This is a genomic window from Aestuariivivens sediminicola (assembly GCF_022662015.1).
Lineage (GTDB): Bacteria > Bacteroidota > Bacteroidia > Flavobacteriales > Flavobacteriaceae > Aestuariivivens > Aestuariivivens sediminicola.
On the sequence record NZ_JAKMCM010000002.1, the window covers coordinates 357,045 to 371,869 of the forward strand.

The 14,825-nt window shown below is 38.6% G+C and carries 14 protein-coding genes; 13 read left to right on the forward strand and 1 reads right to left on the reverse strand.

Annotated elements, in window-relative coordinates:
• Positions 1-583 precede the first annotated feature (583 nt).
• The 13 genes from MR041_RS06410 to MR041_RS06470 all read left to right on the forward strand — a co-directional run bounded on the left by MR041_RS06410 (position 584) and on the right by MR041_RS06470 (position 13,607).
• Positions 584-1,204, forward strand: a complete 621-nt coding sequence (locus tag MR041_RS06410) for a GNAT family N-acetyltransferase (RefSeq protein WP_242092774.1) — start codon at positions 584-586, stop codon at positions 1,202-1,204.
• A 119-nt stretch (positions 1,205-1,323) separates the two neighbouring features.
• Positions 1,324-2,502 (forward strand): argininosuccinate synthase, encoded by a 1,179-nt coding sequence (locus MR041_RS06415; RefSeq protein WP_242092775.1) that lies wholly within the window; start codon positions 1,324-1,326, stop codon positions 2,500-2,502.
• A 46-nt stretch (positions 2,503-2,548) separates the two neighbouring features.
• The gene (argC, locus tag MR041_RS06420; RefSeq protein WP_242092776.1) at positions 2,549-3,532 is read left to right on the forward strand and encodes an N-acetyl-gamma-glutamyl-phosphate reductase; all 984 of its coding nucleotides are present in this window, start codon (positions 2,549-2,551) and stop codon (positions 3,530-3,532) included.
• 54 nt (positions 3,533-3,586) lie between these two features.
• The gene (gene proC, locus MR041_RS06425) at positions 3,587-4,381 is read left to right on the forward strand and encodes a pyrroline-5-carboxylate reductase (protein WP_242092777.1); all 795 of its coding nucleotides are present in this window, start codon (positions 3,587-3,589) and stop codon (positions 4,379-4,381) included.
• Position 4,382: 1 nt separating this feature from the next.
• Entirely contained in the window at positions 4,383-5,513 is a 1,131-nt protein-coding gene (locus MR041_RS06430) for an aspartate aminotransferase family protein (protein ID WP_242092778.1), read from the forward strand.
• 76 nt (positions 5,514-5,589) lie between these two features.
• Positions 5,590-6,786 carry a glutamate-5-semialdehyde dehydrogenase gene (locus tag MR041_RS06435; protein WP_242092779.1) on the forward strand — a complete coding sequence of 399 codons (1,197 nt, stop codon included), beginning with the start codon at positions 5,590-5,592 and terminating at the stop codon, positions 6,784-6,786.
• 1 nt (position 6,787) lies between these two features.
• Complete coding sequence (gene proB / locus MR041_RS06440) at positions 6,788-7,552, forward strand: glutamate 5-kinase (protein WP_242092780.1); 765 nt, start codon at positions 6,788-6,790, stop codon at positions 7,550-7,552.
• A gap of 77 nt (positions 7,553-7,629) precedes the next feature.
• On the forward strand, positions 7,630-8,568 hold the full coding sequence (locus MR041_RS06445; protein ID WP_242092781.1) for a Rossmann-fold NAD(P)-binding domain-containing protein: 939 nt from the start codon (positions 7,630-7,632) through the stop codon (positions 8,566-8,568).
• A 94-nt stretch (positions 8,569-8,662) separates the two neighbouring features.
• Positions 8,663-9,439 (forward strand): acetylglutamate kinase, encoded by a 777-nt coding sequence (gene argB / locus MR041_RS06450; RefSeq protein ID WP_242092782.1) that lies wholly within the window; start codon positions 8,663-8,665, stop codon positions 9,437-9,439.
• Between the two features lies 1 nt (position 9,440).
• A complete protein-coding gene (locus tag MR041_RS06455) occupies positions 9,441-10,508 on the forward strand; it encodes a M20 family metallo-hydrolase (RefSeq protein WP_242092783.1) in 1,068 nt (355 codons plus the stop codon).
• A 33-nt stretch (positions 10,509-10,541) separates the two neighbouring features.
• Positions 10,542-11,825, forward strand: coding sequence for an argininosuccinate lyase (gene argH / locus MR041_RS06460; protein WP_242092784.1), 1,284 nt, complete (start codon positions 10,542-10,544; stop codon positions 11,823-11,825).
• Complete coding sequence (locus MR041_RS06465) at positions 11,818-12,750, forward strand: alpha/beta hydrolase (RefSeq protein WP_242092785.1); 933 nt, start codon at positions 11,818-11,820, stop codon at positions 12,748-12,750. The genes argH and MR041_RS06465 overlap by 8 nt, the downstream gene beginning before the upstream one ends.
• Before the next feature lie 119 nt (positions 12,751-12,869).
• Complete coding sequence (locus tag MR041_RS06470; RefSeq protein ID WP_242092786.1) at positions 12,870-13,607, forward strand: sulfite exporter TauE/SafE family protein; 738 nt, start codon at positions 12,870-12,872, stop codon at positions 13,605-13,607.
• A 95-nt stretch (positions 13,608-13,702) separates the two neighbouring features.
• On the opposite strand, the gene leuB is transcribed toward MR041_RS06470, so the two are convergent.
• Entirely contained in the window at positions 13,703-14,821 is a 1,119-nt protein-coding gene (gene leuB / locus MR041_RS06475) for a 3-isopropylmalate dehydrogenase (protein WP_242092787.1), read from the reverse strand.
• Positions 14,822-14,825: the final 4 nt, after the last annotated feature.

Below are 14,825 nucleotides of genomic sequence, written 5' to 3' on the forward strand. Positions count from 1 at the left end.
GTATTAATGAGAAAATATTCTTTATAATTTAGAGCGGCTGAGCTTACCTAAGATTATAATTTCACGAGGCCATTCCATAAATGACAATTTCATTTAGTCGTCTAATAAGTATAGAGCCAATCACAGTAAAATACGAAAACTTCATTTTTTAAAAAGGTAGAATACAGGGATAAAAAACACGGTTATTTTTAACAAATACCTCTTTTTTGTTCGAAATTGGTAAAATTGAGCAAAAAGTAATTGCATTTTAATCATAATTTCAAATAAATTGATAGCTTTACAGCATGAAAAATTTAAAAAATACAATACGTAGGTTCATACCCAGTCTGCCGGTACGCCGTTACCGTTGTTTCTAATATTCCCGTAAAGAGCAAAACCAAACGTAATTTTAATTTTTTTCAAATTGTCCAATAGCAACTTCATAGCATTTCAAAATAGAGTTAATCCAGAAATTAACACGCCTACGATGTATTGTAATTTTCCTCGTCGCCCGTAAGGGTGAGCAATTGTTTATTGAATCAGGTGTGTCCGGTTCAGGAATTAGAAAAATAAGATCATAATTGAGATTAATTTAGACGTGGAAATGAGAGTAGTAATAGCGAATACAACACATATAAAATACGCAGAGATCATTTGCGAAACCATTGCCGAATCGGCAACTGTTCGAGGGACCGGTATTGCCAGGCGTACAAAAGAATATGTTGCTGCGAAAATGGAGAATGGGAATGCTGTCATTGCTTTGGACGGTGATAAATTTGCCGGATTTTGTTATATAGAAAAATGGGGACATGGTAAATTTGTTGCCAACTCGGGGTTAATTGTGCATCCGGATTACAGAGGCCAGGGTCTGGCTAAAAAGATTAAGCATAAAATTTTTGAACACTCCAGGAATAAATTTCCGGATGCCAAAGTGTTTAGTATCACTACCGGACTGGCGGTTATGAAAATGAACAGTGATTTAGGATATAAACCGGTTCCTTTTTCGGAATTGACCGATGATCAAACATTTTGGGATGGATGTCAGACCTGTCAGAACTATGACGTCTTAACCCGAACCAATCGAAAGATGTGTTTGTGTACGGGTATGTTGTACGATCCGAAGATAAAGGATAAAAATAAAGGAAAATTAATCAAAGCGAAGGTTTTCAATCGATTAAAACATATTAAAGAAACCATGTTTTTAAAAAAGGATAAAAATAAATAGAAGTACATCTTTTGATGCCTTTAGTTCGGAAGATATTACGCTATTTAAACCTAAGAAAACCTGATAATTGTTGTTTTGACTGTATTTGAAAATTAAATGAGAATTAAAAAAATATAATCATGAAAAAATTAGTAATAGCTTACAGTGGTGGATTGGATACCTCCTATTGCGCAGTGAGCTTATCGAAACACTTTGAAGTTCATGCGGTAAGTGTAAATACCGGGGGATTTACAAAAAAAGAAATAGGGCATATTGAAGATAATGCCTATAAAATGGGTGTGAGTACATACAAGAATATAGATGCCGTCGCTACTTTTTATCAAAAGGTAGTAAAGTATTTAATCTTTGGTAATGTTTTAAAGAATAACACGTATCCCTTATCTGTAAGCGCAGAACGGATCATTCAGGCCATTGAGATCGTTGAATACGCCAAAAGCATAGATGCTGAATATATAGCACATGGAAGTACGGGGGCTGGTAATGATCAGGTACGTTTTGACATGATCTTTCAGACTCTGGCACCTAACATACAAATAATTACACCTATAAGGGATGAGCAATTAACCAGACAGGAGGAGATAAATTATCTCAAGGAAAATGGTATTGATATGTCATGGGAAAAAGCGAAATACTCCATTAATAAGGGGCTTTGGGGTACGAGTGTTGGCGGTTCGGAAACCTTAACTTCCAATAAGCCATTGCCGGATGAGGCCTATCCCTCGCAGATAAAACACGCCGAAGAAGAAAAAGTAAAACTAAGTTTTGAGAAAGGTGAATTAATCGCCATTAACGGAATTGAAAACGATCCTGAAATTAATATAGAGGCACTCAACACCATTGCTTCAGCATACGCTATTGGACGTGACATCCACGTGGGCGATACTATCGTTGGTATTAAGGGGCGTGTGGGATTTGAAGCGGCTGCTGCATTAATAACCATAAAAGCACATCATTTGCTGGAAAAACATACCTTGACGAAATGGCAATTACAACATAAAGAATACATTGCCAGTTTTTATGGAATGCATTTGCATGAGGGCCAATATTTGGATCCCGTCATGCGAGATATGGAAGCATTTCTTGAAAGCAGTCAGGATAAGGTGTCCGGAGATGTTACCGTTTCTTTGAAACCGTATCATTTTACATTGGATGGGATTTCATCGAAACATGACTTAATGAATGCTAAATTTGGAAGTTATGGTGAAGAAAGCAAGGGATGGACAGCTGATGAAGCTAAAGGGTTTATTAAAATATTAGGAAACCAAAATAAAATTTACCAGCAGGTAAACTCAAATTAATTTGGAGTAAGGAGGGTTATGTCACCCTATTTAAAAGAAAATTAAAATGAAACACATTAAGGCAGGTGTTATTGGAGGAGCTGGTTATACGGCGGGGGAACTAATTAGGTTGTTAGTGAATCACCCTAATGTGCAGTTAGACTTTGTCTATAGCACCAGTAATGCCGGAAATTTAATTTGCAAAGTGCATCAGGATTTGGTTGGCAGTTTGGATTTAAAGTTTACCGGTACCGTCAATCCGAATGTCGATGTTCTTTTTTTATGCTTAGGGCATGGAAATTCGCTAAAGTTTTTAGAATCTAACAGCGTTTCAAAAGATACGAAGATTATCGATCTGGGAAATGATTTCAGGTTGGAAAAAGATAGAAAATTGGGTCATAGAGAATTTATTTATGGCTTACCTGAACTGCAAAGTGAAACCATAAAGGATGCCCATTGTATTGCAAACCCAGGTTGCTTCGCAACTGCTATTCAACTTGCATTATTGCCCTTAGCCAATAGTGGTTTGCTACAAAACGATGTGCATGTCAATGCTGTTACAGGTGCTACCGGTGCGGGTACATCATTGTCGGCAACTTCACATTTTCCGTGGCGTGATAATAATTATTCATATTACAAGCCTTTTACACATCAGCATCTGGGTGAGATCAGTCAATCTGTGAAACAATTGCAAAATGATTTTTCGTCCGACATTCTTTTTATGCCCTACAGGGGTAATTTTTCACGCGGGATTTTCGCTACTGCCTACACGAAATTTGAAGGATCGCTCGAGGATGCGATTAGAATTTATAAATCCTATTTTAGGAAAGCAAAATTTACTTTTGTTTCTGAAGATACTTTGCATTTAAAACAAGTAGTGAACACGAATAAGTGTCTTATCCATTTGCATAAGCATCATAATAAATTGTTGGTTACCAGTATAATTGATAATTTATTAAAAGGGGCTTCCGGACAAGCCATTCAGAATATGAATTTAATGTTCGGGTTTGACGAAACAACAGGATTACATTTGAAATCGACCTATTTTTAGGATACGTTCAGTCAGGATAAAGTTATAAATACCCAATGGGATAAAAAATAAAATATGAAAATAGCCATAATTGGAACAGGGAATTTAGGGAGTTCAGTAGCCAAAGGACTCATTAAAAACAACAATTTCACATCGTTGTACTTAAGTGACAAAAATACGGCCCACCTTGAGGCCTATAAAAATATTGAAAATGTTACCGTTACGACTGATAACGTAATGGCGGTTAAAAACTCTGAAATGGTCATTTTTGCGCTTCAGCCCGGACATATTAACAGTGTACTGGAGAATGTAGCATCAGTCATTACCGGCAATCACGTGGTGATATCGGTGGCTGCAGGTGTAGATCTTGCCAGAATAGAAGGGATTATTGGAGCTGATAAAAATATCATTCGCGTAATGCCAAATACTGCAATTTCCATAGGCAAGTCCATGACGTGTATTTCAGCTAATAAGAAAGCACAGGATAAGGTAGCCATAGCGCAAGAGATTTTTAATCAATTGGGGGTTACTATGGTAATTCCTGAAGAATTGGTGCAGGCGGCTACTGTAATTTGTGCCAGTGGTATAGCGTTTTGGATGCGGTTGGTTAGAGCAACCACTCAGGGAGCCATACAATTGGGCTTCGAGGCAGAACAAGCACATGAATTAGCTACGCAAACCTGTTTCGGAGCTGCTAGTTTATTGATAGAATCAGGAAGACATCCTGAACAGGAAATAGATCGCGTAACCACCCCTAGCGGATGTACCATTGAGGGGCTGAATGCGATGGAACACCAAGGGCTGAGTTCTGCGTTGATTCAAGGTATTGTGGCTTCATTTGAAAAGATTAATCAGATTAAAAAGAATTGAGATGCCGCTGTTTGACGTTTATCCATTATACGATGTTACCCCGGCTAAAGCAGATGGTGTTTGGGTATATGATGACCAAGGCAATCAATATTTGGATCTGTATGGAGGTCATGCTGTCATCTCAATAGGTCATGCCCACCCGACCTATGTTTCAAAAGTTTCACAACAGTTGGCACGTTTGGGATTTTACAGCAATTCAATTCAAAACCCATTACAGGTGTCCTTAGCGGATAAACTGGGTACGCTTTCAGGATACGGCGATTATCAGTTGTTTTTATGTAATTCCGGTGCAGAGGCGAATGAAAATGCCTTGAAAATTGCTTCTTTCCATACAGGAAAGAAAAAGGTCATTGCCTTTAAGAATGGATTCCACGGACGCACATCAGCAGCAGTAGCGGTAACGGATAATCCTAAAATAATTGCACCAATTAATGCGCAACAGGAGGTTGTTCTTGTCGAATTAGGTGATATTGACGCCGTTGAAGCGGCATTTGTGTCAGGGGATGTTTGTGCCGTTATTATAGAGGGTATTCAAGGTATTGGTGGCTTGGACGAAGCTTCGGGTGAGTTCTACAGACATCTTTATGCGTTGTGTCAGCAATATGAAGCGCTGTACATAGCTGATGAAATTCAATGTGGGTATGGTCGAACAGGAGACTTTTTTGCCTTTCAAAAGCATGGCATAACCCCAGATGTCATTTCTATGGCCAAAGGGATGGGTAATGGTTTTCCTATTGGGGGTATCTTAATTCATCCACGTATTGAACCATCTTATGGTTTATTGGGAACAACCTTTGGAGGAAATCATTTGGCTTGTGCGGCTGCACTCGCTGTATTGGAGGTCATGGAAACGGAAAATCTAATGCAAAACGTTAAAGATATTTCCGCTTATTTCAGTGAGAAGGCGAAAACCATTGCGGAAATTAAAAAACTGAAGGGGCGTGGCCTAATGCTCGGTTTGGAATTTGATTTTCCTATAGCAACTCTTAGGAAGGAATTGATTTACAAACACAGGATATTTACAGGTAGTGCCAAAAATCCCAATATGTTGCGTATCCTGCCACCATTAAATCTGAAAAGAGCACATGTCGATATGTTTTTTGAAGCGTTGAAAACGGCGCTAGAGAAATAAAGATGAGATTATAAAAAGCGAATTGTAAGTCGGTCGTGTTTTAGGAAGACCATCGGCAAAATAATAAATTTAGAAAATGAACACCTTACTGTCTATTGAAAAAAGAAATGCTGTGCTTTTAAACATGGCATCACTTTTACATGCTGAAAGGCCGGGCATCATTGCTGCTAATAAAAAAGATTTAAGTGCATATGATGGGAATGACCTATCCATGTATGATCGTTTAAAAGTTAATGAGGCCAAGGTAGATGAGATGATAAACGCAGTCACCCATTTGGCGTCTCAGGAAGATCCCGTAGGTGTAGAACGTTTTAGATTTACCCACCAAAATGGTATTCAGGTCTATAATAAAACAGCATCGTTTGGTACTGTACTCATCATTTATGAATCACGCCCCGATGTTACCGTTGAAGCTGCTGGAATAGCATTCAAATCGGGGAATAAGATTTTATTAAAAGGAGGAAAGGAATCCATAAACTCCAATCTAAAAATTGTGGATTTATGGCATAAGGCATTAGATCAGGCAGGGGCGTCCAAAGATTGGGTGGAATATTTGCAATTTGACAGAACCGAAACGCAAAGGTTTTTAGAGAAACCCACACAGCAGGTTGATTTAATAGTACCACGCGGAGGAGAACGTCTCATTGCTTTTGTAAAAGAACATGCCGCATGCCCTGTTATTGTAAGCGGAAGAGGAAATAATTTTGTCTATGTGCACAGGGAAGCCGATATGGACATGGCTCTCAATATTATAGTCAATGCCAAGACTGCTAAAATATCAGCGTGTAATGCTTTGGATAAAGTATTGATTGATAAAAATTTGCCGAATAAGGAGGCCTTTGTTCGGGACTTGATTTTTAATTTAAAAGCGTATAATGTTGAAATATTAGGGGATGAGGCATTTGCCAAGTATGAGGGAATTGATTTGATTCCTACTGAAGCCATTTGGTATGAGGAATTTCTGGACTATAAAATCGTCATTGGTGAGATTGCATCAAACCAGGATGCTATTCAGAAAATCAACACCTATTCCGGTGGTCATTCGGCAGCAATCATTACAACAAATGCCTTGGAAGCAAATCTGTTTATGGAAAATGTTGATGTTGCAGCAGTATATCACAACGCCTCAACGCGCTTTACCGATGGAGGTCAATTGGGTTTAGGAGGTGAGTTGGCTATTAGTACCGATAAATTACACCAACGCGGACCTATTGGTTTACAGCATTTAGTAACGAACAAATGGTATGTTCACGGTGAAGGACAAACACGATAGTATGGAAAAAAAACAACGCATATTGCTTAAAATAGGATCCAATACCTTAACCAAAGAAACCAATAACATTTCAAGAGGTAAAATTGAGGATATTGCCAATCAAATTGCCGTTCTGCAGGAAACATACGATTTTATTCTTGTGAGTTCGGGAGCCATAGCGGTGGCAAAACAATTTGTAAAATTAGAAAGTAAACAGGAGGATGTATTTGTAAAACAAGCTCTCGCGTCCATAGGTCAGCCACATTTGATTCGAATTTATCAAGAAATTTTTAGAGAATATGGGTTGTTGACATCACAGTGCTTATTGTCCTATTCCGATTTTGAGAAACACGAAAGTAAAACCAATATTGTCAATACCATTAATGTTTTGGTGAATAACAACTACATTCCTATAATTAATGAAAATGATACGGTAGCCACAGATGAGATTAAGTTTGGAGATAATGACAAATTAGGGGCACTGACGGCCTCCCTTTTAGAAGTCGATTTGTTTATTATTGCTACAAACACAAATGGGATTTATACTAAAGAGTCATTAGAAAACAGGAATCCTCAAACCATTGCCCTCGTTGAAGATTTTGCATCTTTGGAAAAGCAAGTTGTTAAAACTAAATCATCCCACGGAAGTGGAGGAATGCAGTCGAAAATTGAAGCAGCGGGATTAGCAAAAAGAGCAAATATAGAGACCTGGATCATAAACGGAATGGAAGATCATTTTATATTAAATGCCTTAGAAAATAAAATACCGTTTACCAAAATAAAATAAATATAAGCACCGCCTGAAAAGTGGTTTAAAATCGTAATGAGATTAGAGCTGAACAGACGGTTAAAAAAATATGAAGGATGAAACATTACACCTCCATACATGATATCGATGACATTAATGCGTGGATAGAAGAGGCCAGATTATTAAAGGCGAATCCCTTAAAGTACTTAGAATTGGGTAGGAATAAAGTCCTTGGTTTGCTGTTTTTCAATTCCAGTTTGAGAACGCGTTTAAGTACGCAAAAAGCGGCTTTAAATTTGGGAATGAATCCTATTGTTATGAATGTATCGGGAGATGCCTGGGGCATTGAGTTTGGTGACGGTACGATAATGAACGGCACTACGGCAGAGCATATAAAAGAGGCCGCAGCAGTGGTATCACAGTATTGTGACATTATCGCAGTACGTGCGTTTCCAACATTGGTCGATCGGGTTAGAGATGAGCGTGAAGAAGTCCTTAAATCATTTGTAAAATATGCTTCCGTTCCTATTGTTAATATGGAAAGCGCTACAGCGCATCCTTTGCAGGGCCTAACCGATGCCATTACGATTTCGGAGTATGCAAAAACACAACGCCCCAAAGTAGTGTTAAGCTGGGCACCTCATATCAAGGCCTTGCCTCATGCTGTAGCGAATAGCTTTACCCAGGCGATGCGCAAAATGGAAGTTGAATTTCTGATTACGCATCCGGAAGGGTATGAATTAAACAAGGATATAGTTGGAGATACACCAATAATTTACAATCAGGAGGATGCATTTAAAAAAGCAGATTTTGTATACGTAAAAAACTGGAGTAGTTATAGTGATTATGGTAAAGTGTTAAATTCAGATCCGAATTGGATGATAACAAAAGAAAAATTGGGAAATGCTAAATTTATGCATTGTTTGCCGGTACGCCGAAATGTTATCGTCGAAGATGCCGTGTTAGACAGCGCGCATTCATTGGTTATTCAACAGGCCAATAACAGGACGTATGCAGCGCAGTTGGTGCTTAAAAAATTATTAGAAAATTTATAAAAGGTCTTGTCTTTATATCGATGATTAGTACATATAGCGGGTGGAGTTATAATGAACGATATTTGAAAGACTTGATCAAGACAATCGAAAAGGAATGAAAAAACTTTCCGTAATAAAAATAGGGGGTAATATTATAGAAGATGAGAATGCGTTATCTCAGTTTCTTAAGTTATTTGCTGATCTTGAAGGGTCTAAGATTCTGGTGCATGGTGGTGGTAAAAGAGCAACCCATATTGCCGCCAAATTAGGAGTCTCGTCTAAGATGGTAAATGGGAGAAGAATCACGGACACCGATTCACTTGATGTTATTACTATGGTGTATGGTGGCTTGGTTAATAAAAATATTGTAGCGCGACTGCAGGCTTTGCAGGTAGACGCCATTGGATTGTCCGGAGCCGATGCCAATAGCATATCGTCCAATAAACGACCAGTAGCGGAAGTGGATTTTGGTTTTGTTGGAGATGTCAGGAAAGTAAACCATGATGCCGTCGATATATTAATTAGATCGGGATTTACACCGGTATTCTGTGCGATTACCCATGACGGTAAAGGCCAATTATTGAATACCAATGCCGATACTATAGCCTCTCAAATTGCGGTAGGGATGAGCGAAATTTATGAGACCTCAATATATTATTGTTTTGAATTAGACGGTGTTTTACGCGATATCAATAATCCGAATTCGGTTATTAAGCACATCGACAAGATGTTATATGCGCAATTACTCGATCAGGGTATCATTACGGATGGGATGCTCCCTAAATTAGAAAATTGTTTCGATGCCTTGGATAAAGGTGTAAAACATATAAATATGGGCAACACGGCGATGCTGTCAAAGGAAAATAATAATTTTACAAGAATAACATTATAGAATGACTGTTCAGGAATTAACAAAGGATGCGATAAACCTATTAAAACAACTGATAGAAACGCAGTCTTTTTCATCGGAAGAAGATCAGACGGCATCCCACATCGAGACTTGGTTCAAACGTTATGATATAGATTACAACCGCACTCAAAACAATGTATGGGCAACAAATTGCTATTTCGATAAGAACAAACCAACCTTATTGTTAAATTCACACCATGATACGGTAAGACCTAACAGTGCCTACACTAAAGATCCTTTTAAAGCTATTGAAGAAAATGGGAAGTTATACGGTTTAGGAAGTAACGATGCCGGCGGTGCTCTGGTTTCTCTAATGGCAATATTCACATATTTTTATGGGGTAAAAGATTTAAAATATAACCTTGTCCTGGTGGCATCTGCAGAAGAAGAAAGTAGTGGACCAAACGGGTTAAACAGTATGTTATCCATCATCCCCAATATCGATGTGGCTATTGTAGGTGAGCCAACCCAGATGCATTTGGCTGTTGCTGAAAAGGGATTGGTTGTATTCGATGCCGTTGTAAAAGGGACCCCAAGCCATGCGGCACACCCAAATGAAGATAATGTGATTTACAAGTCCATTGAAGTTCTTGAGTGGTTTAGAGATTTTAAATTTGAACGTATCTCTGAATCCCTTGGCGAGGTTAAAATGACCGTTAGCCAGATTCACGCGGGGAAGCAGCACAATGCGGTTCCCGCCGATTTGGATTTAGTCATTGATGTTCGGGTAAATGATGCCTATACAAATACCGAAATTTCAGAAATAATTCAAAGCAAAGCGCCATGTCATAGTATAACACCCCGCAGCTTAAGGCTCAATTCATCATCTATTCCAATGGATCATGAATTGGTTCAGGCCGGTGTGGCAATGGGACGTTCAACATATGGTTCACCCACCTTATCGGATCAGGCGGCACTCTCGTGTCCCAGTTTAAAAATGGGTCCTGGTGATAGTACACGATCGCATTCGGCTGATGAATTTATCTATTTAAAAGAAATTGAAGAAGGTATTCAAATATATGTTGAAATGTTAAAACGGGTCATCGTCTGAAATTAAGCAACCTAAATAATAAAATAAAGTTAAATGAAACTCTGGGACAAAGGTATATCCATAGATAAAAAAATAGAACAATTTACAGTTGGGAATGACAGAGAGATAGATATTTACATTGCTAAGTATGATGTGATAGCCTCGATGGCACATGCCAAAATGTTAGAACAAATAGGTATTCTAAATGCCGAAGAATTAAAGCAGTTGTTAGACGGTTTAGCTGGTTTGCAAGATCAAATCGATGCTGGGACATTCAGTATAGATGAGCAATTTGAGGATGTACACTCAAAAATAGAATTTGAGCTGACCCAAAGTCTGGGTGAAGTGGGTAAAAAAATACATACGGCACGATCGAGAAACGACCAGGTCTTGGTGGCTTGTCAATTGTATTTCAAGGATAACCTGATTTTTATCAAAGAAAAGGTGAAAACACTTTTTGATAGCTTATTAGATTTAGCTGAAACCTATAAAGACAAAATGCTTCCCGGGTATACGCATTTGCAGGTAGCGATGCCATCATCTTTTGGACTATGGTTTTCAGCTTATGCTGAATTACTAGTTGATGATGTCTATCTGTTGAATGCAGCTCTTCAAACCGTCGATCAAAACCCATTGGGTTCGGCAGCTGGTTATGGGAGTTCCTTTCCAATAGATAGAGCATTGACGACTAAAGAGATGGGTTTTGGTACCTTAAAATACAATGTTGTAGCTGCACAGATGGGACGAGGAAAGAACGAACGCACCATAGCAGCCGCATTGGGAGGCCTAAGCAATACCCTGGCCCGTTTTGCAATGGATATATGTTTGTATATGAGTCAGAATTTCGGATTTATATCTTTTCCGGATGAATTGACAACAGGTAGCAGTATCATGCCACATAAAAAAAACCCGGATGTATTTGAGCTCATCAGGGGGAAATGTAATAAAATCCAGGCGTTGCAAACAGAAATGGTATTAATTACAAACAATTTACCTAGTGGCTATCATAGGGATTTTCAGTTGTTAAAGGAAAACATGATTGACGCCTTCGAAGCGTTAAAAGACATTCTTGATATTTTCAATTATGCGATTCAAAAGATCATCGTAAAAGATGTGGACATCTATGACGAAAAATACAAATACCTCTTTACGGTTGATAATATAAATACCCTGGTTGTTGATGGAATGAGTTTTAGAGAAGCCTATCAGCAGATTGGAAGCCAGGTTCAAGAAGGGACATATCAACCCGATATGTCAAAAAAACACAGCCATATAGGCAGTATACACAATTTATGTCTGAACGATATAAGAGTAAAGTTTCCCGAAGAGCATGATTGATTCCATAATACATGTGAAGCATCGATTAATAGTAGTGGCATGTTTTCTCGGTGTTGTGAACTCAGGTTTTGCTCAACATGACATCATTCCATTGTGGGATGAAGTACCGAACACACGGTATTCAAATGAAAAAGAAATTGTTGAACATAATGAGATCATCAGGATTTCGTTAGTTCAGACCCCTACATTGGAAGTCTATCTGCCTGCGAAGCCTGCAGCTTCAGACAGGGCTGTTATCATATGTCCCGGTGGGGGCTATCGCTTTTTGGCTTATGATTGGGAAGGTACCGCTATTGCCAAATGGTTTAATGGTTTAGGTATTACGGCTTTTGTTTTAAAATACAGGTTACCCAATTCAGAATCGATAAAGGTATCGCATGAAGCACCGTTGCAGGATGCACAACGCGCTATGCGAATAGTGCGCTCACAATCGTATAAATGGAATATCAATCCCCAGGATATTGGTATTATCGGGTTTTCAGCAGGGGGGCATTTGGCATCTACTTTGGGCACTCAGTTTGAAAGACCCAATAATTTTATAGAAACACCCGTTGATTCGCTTTCTGCGCGACCGGATTTTATGGTTTTAATTTATCCTGTGGTTACGATGAAGTCAAGCTTCACACATAAGGGTTCGCGGGAGGCTTTGCTTGGAAGTCATCCAAGCGAAGCATTAATACAACAGTTTTCCAATGAACTGCAGGTCTCCGCAGCCACTCCGGCAACATTCATTGTACATTCACAAGACGATACTGCCGTGCCTGTTGAAAATAGTTTGTTAATGTATCAGGCCTTGAAAGATCATGAGGTGCCGGTAGAAATGCATTTGTATTCCAGTGGTGGCCACGGGTATTCCATGGCCATAGGTAAAGGGCATTTAAACACCTGGACCGACAGGTTAAGAGAATGGTTGGAAGGATTATGATGGTTTGATCTGACTTTATTTCTAAAAACCGGTATTCATTATTTTGTTGTAATTTCATTGCATCTAATCGGCCTGTAATTGGTTTAATTAGAAGCCTATACTTTTTTGTCAAATATGAAATGAAAGACGTTAATTTAACCTTCATAGTATTAGCACTAATAGCTGAAATAATTGGAACAGTGGGAGGTTTTGGATCGTCAGTATTCTTTGTTCCATTGGGAAACTTTTATTTCGATTTTTATTCTGTTCTCGGACTTACCGCAATTTTTCACCTATCGAGTAATTTTAGTAAAATAGTCCTATTTAAAAAGGGCTTGGATAAGAGATTGTTGCTTACCATTGGGCTACCGTCAGTGGTTTTTGTAATTCTAGGAGGATTTTTGTCTACGATGTTTAAAGGGGAATTTTTAGAGGTAATACTCGGTCTGTTTCTGGTGAGCTTTAGCCTGTTGTTCTTAATTAATAGTAAGATTGCTGTTTTCCCGAACATAAAGAACGCCGTTATCGGAGGTTCTTTTTCAGGATTGTCGGCGGGTTTGTTAGGAACAGGAGGGGCAATAAGGGGACTCACTATGGCCGCATTCAATTTGGAGAAAAGCGTTTTTATTGCAACCTCGGCCTTTATAGATTTTATGATCGATTTTTCCAGAACCTTTGTGTATTACAAAAACGGTTACATTCATAACCATGACCTGAAATATGTCCCCTATTTATTCCTAATTGGGATAATAGGATCGTTTCTGGGAAAAAAAATATTGGTCTATATTCCACAGAATAAATTTAGAAGGTTGTCTTTGTTTTTTATACTGGTAATTGGCGTAGTTACTTTAGGGAAGTTAATAGCTCAATTCTATTAAGGAAGAGATAATGAATTTCAAGATAAAAAAAACACACCCCAGGGTGCGTTTTTAAATCCCAATATTTTTAATTCTTGGTGACTAACTCAATATAATTAAATAATAGTGGATTGACCTAAATGTATGTTTTTGAAGTTTAAATTAGTTTCGTTAGGATTGTTGATAAAATCTTCAATGAAGTCGCCTACCTTAGTTGTGGTAATATGATCGTATTTCGTATTTAAGTCCGGTGTGGTGATTTGTAAATGTAACGATTTATCAACACCGGCGCGTATTAAGGCCGCTTCGTCAACGAGCCCAAAATGATCTAATAAAAGGGCCGCCGACAAAATGGAAGCTATGGGATTAGCGATACCTTTGTTTGCTGCTTTCGTATAAGCACCGTGAATAGGTTCAAACATAACATGTTTATCCCCTTTGGATGCTGAGGCTAACAGACCAATAGAGCCTACAATAACACTGGCCTCTTCCGAGAGAATATCACCAAACATGTTTTCCGTTAAAATAACATCAAACTGCTTTGGGTTGATGATAAGTTCCATCGCCGCATTATCAATGTAGATACATTTCAGTTCAACGTCGGGATATTGAGATGCTATTTCCAAAACCACTCTCCGCCAAAGTTTAGAGCTCGCCAGAACATTAGCTTTATCTACCAGGGTCAGCTTTCGTTTTCTGGATTGAGCAGCTTTAAAGGCCTGGTGCGCAATACGTTCGATTTCAAAACGAGAGTAACTGCATATATCTGTAGCCCGATTGCCGTCCTCACTAAAGGTTTTATCACCAAAATAGATACCACCGGTAAGTTCGCGGTAAATTAAAATATTGGTTCCTCTGATTTGTTTCACTTTCAAGGAGGATTTGTGCAATAAATCATCGTAGGCAATAACCGGTCGAATATTACTGTAGAGATCGAATGTTTTTCTGAGCTCTAAAAGCCCCTGTTCCGGACGTACATTCGTTGAGGTGTCATTATTGTATTTGGTATGACCAATGGCACCAAATAAAATGGCATCCGATCCTTTACAAACATCTATTGTTTCCTCGGGAAGTGCGTGTCCGGTCTTGTCGATGGCAGAGGCACCAATAAGGGCTTTTTTAAAAGTAAAGACATGGTTGAACTCCATAGCTATCGCCTTCAGCACCTTAACGGCCTGTGCAGTTACTTCGGGTCCGATTCCGTCACCCGGTAAAACAGCTATGTTTAGTTTCATTTTC

Bases quoted from the DNA above. Each gene is read 5' to 3' on its own strand.
- argB (WP_242092782.1), top strand. From the start codon at position 8,663: ATGAAAAAACTTTCCGTAATAAAAATAGGGGGTAATATTATAGAAGAT.
- leuB (WP_242092787.1), bottom strand. From the start codon at position 14,821: ATGAAACTAAACATAGCTGTTTTACCGGGTGACGGAATCGGACCCGAA.
- argH (WP_242092784.1), top strand. From the start codon at position 10,542: ATGAAACTCTGGGACAAAGGTATATCCATAGATAAAAAAATAGAACAA.
- MR041_RS06465 (WP_242092785.1), top strand. From the start codon at position 11,818: ATGATTGATTCCATAATACATGTGAAGCATCGATTAATAGTAGTGGCA.
- MR041_RS06455 (WP_242092783.1), top strand. From the start codon at position 9,441: ATGACTGTTCAGGAATTAACAAAGGATGCGATAAACCTATTAAAACAA.
- MR041_RS06410 (WP_242092774.1), top strand. From the start codon at position 584: ATGAGAGTAGTAATAGCGAATACAACACATATAAAATACGCAGAGATC.
- argC (WP_242092776.1), top strand. From the start codon at position 2,549: ATGAAACACATTAAGGCAGGTGTTATTGGAGGAGCTGGTTATACGGCG.
- proC (WP_242092777.1), top strand. From the start codon at position 3,587: ATGAAAATAGCCATAATTGGAACAGGGAATTTAGGGAGTTCAGTAGCC.
- proB (WP_242092780.1), top strand. From the start codon at position 6,788: ATGGAAAAAAAACAACGCATATTGCTTAAAATAGGATCCAATACCTTA.
- MR041_RS06470 (WP_242092786.1), top strand. From the start codon at position 12,870: ATGAAAGACGTTAATTTAACCTTCATAGTATTAGCACTAATAGCTGAA.
- MR041_RS06415 (WP_242092775.1), top strand. From the start codon at position 1,324: ATGAAAAAATTAGTAATAGCTTACAGTGGTGGATTGGATACCTCCTAT.
- MR041_RS06445 (WP_242092781.1), top strand. From the start codon at position 7,630: ATGAAACATTACACCTCCATACATGATATCGATGACATTAATGCGTGG.
- MR041_RS06430 (WP_242092778.1), top strand. From the start codon at position 4,383: ATGCCGCTGTTTGACGTTTATCCATTATACGATGTTACCCCGGCTAAA.
- MR041_RS06435 (WP_242092779.1), top strand. From the start codon at position 5,590: ATGAACACCTTACTGTCTATTGAAAAAAGAAATGCTGTGCTTTTAAAC.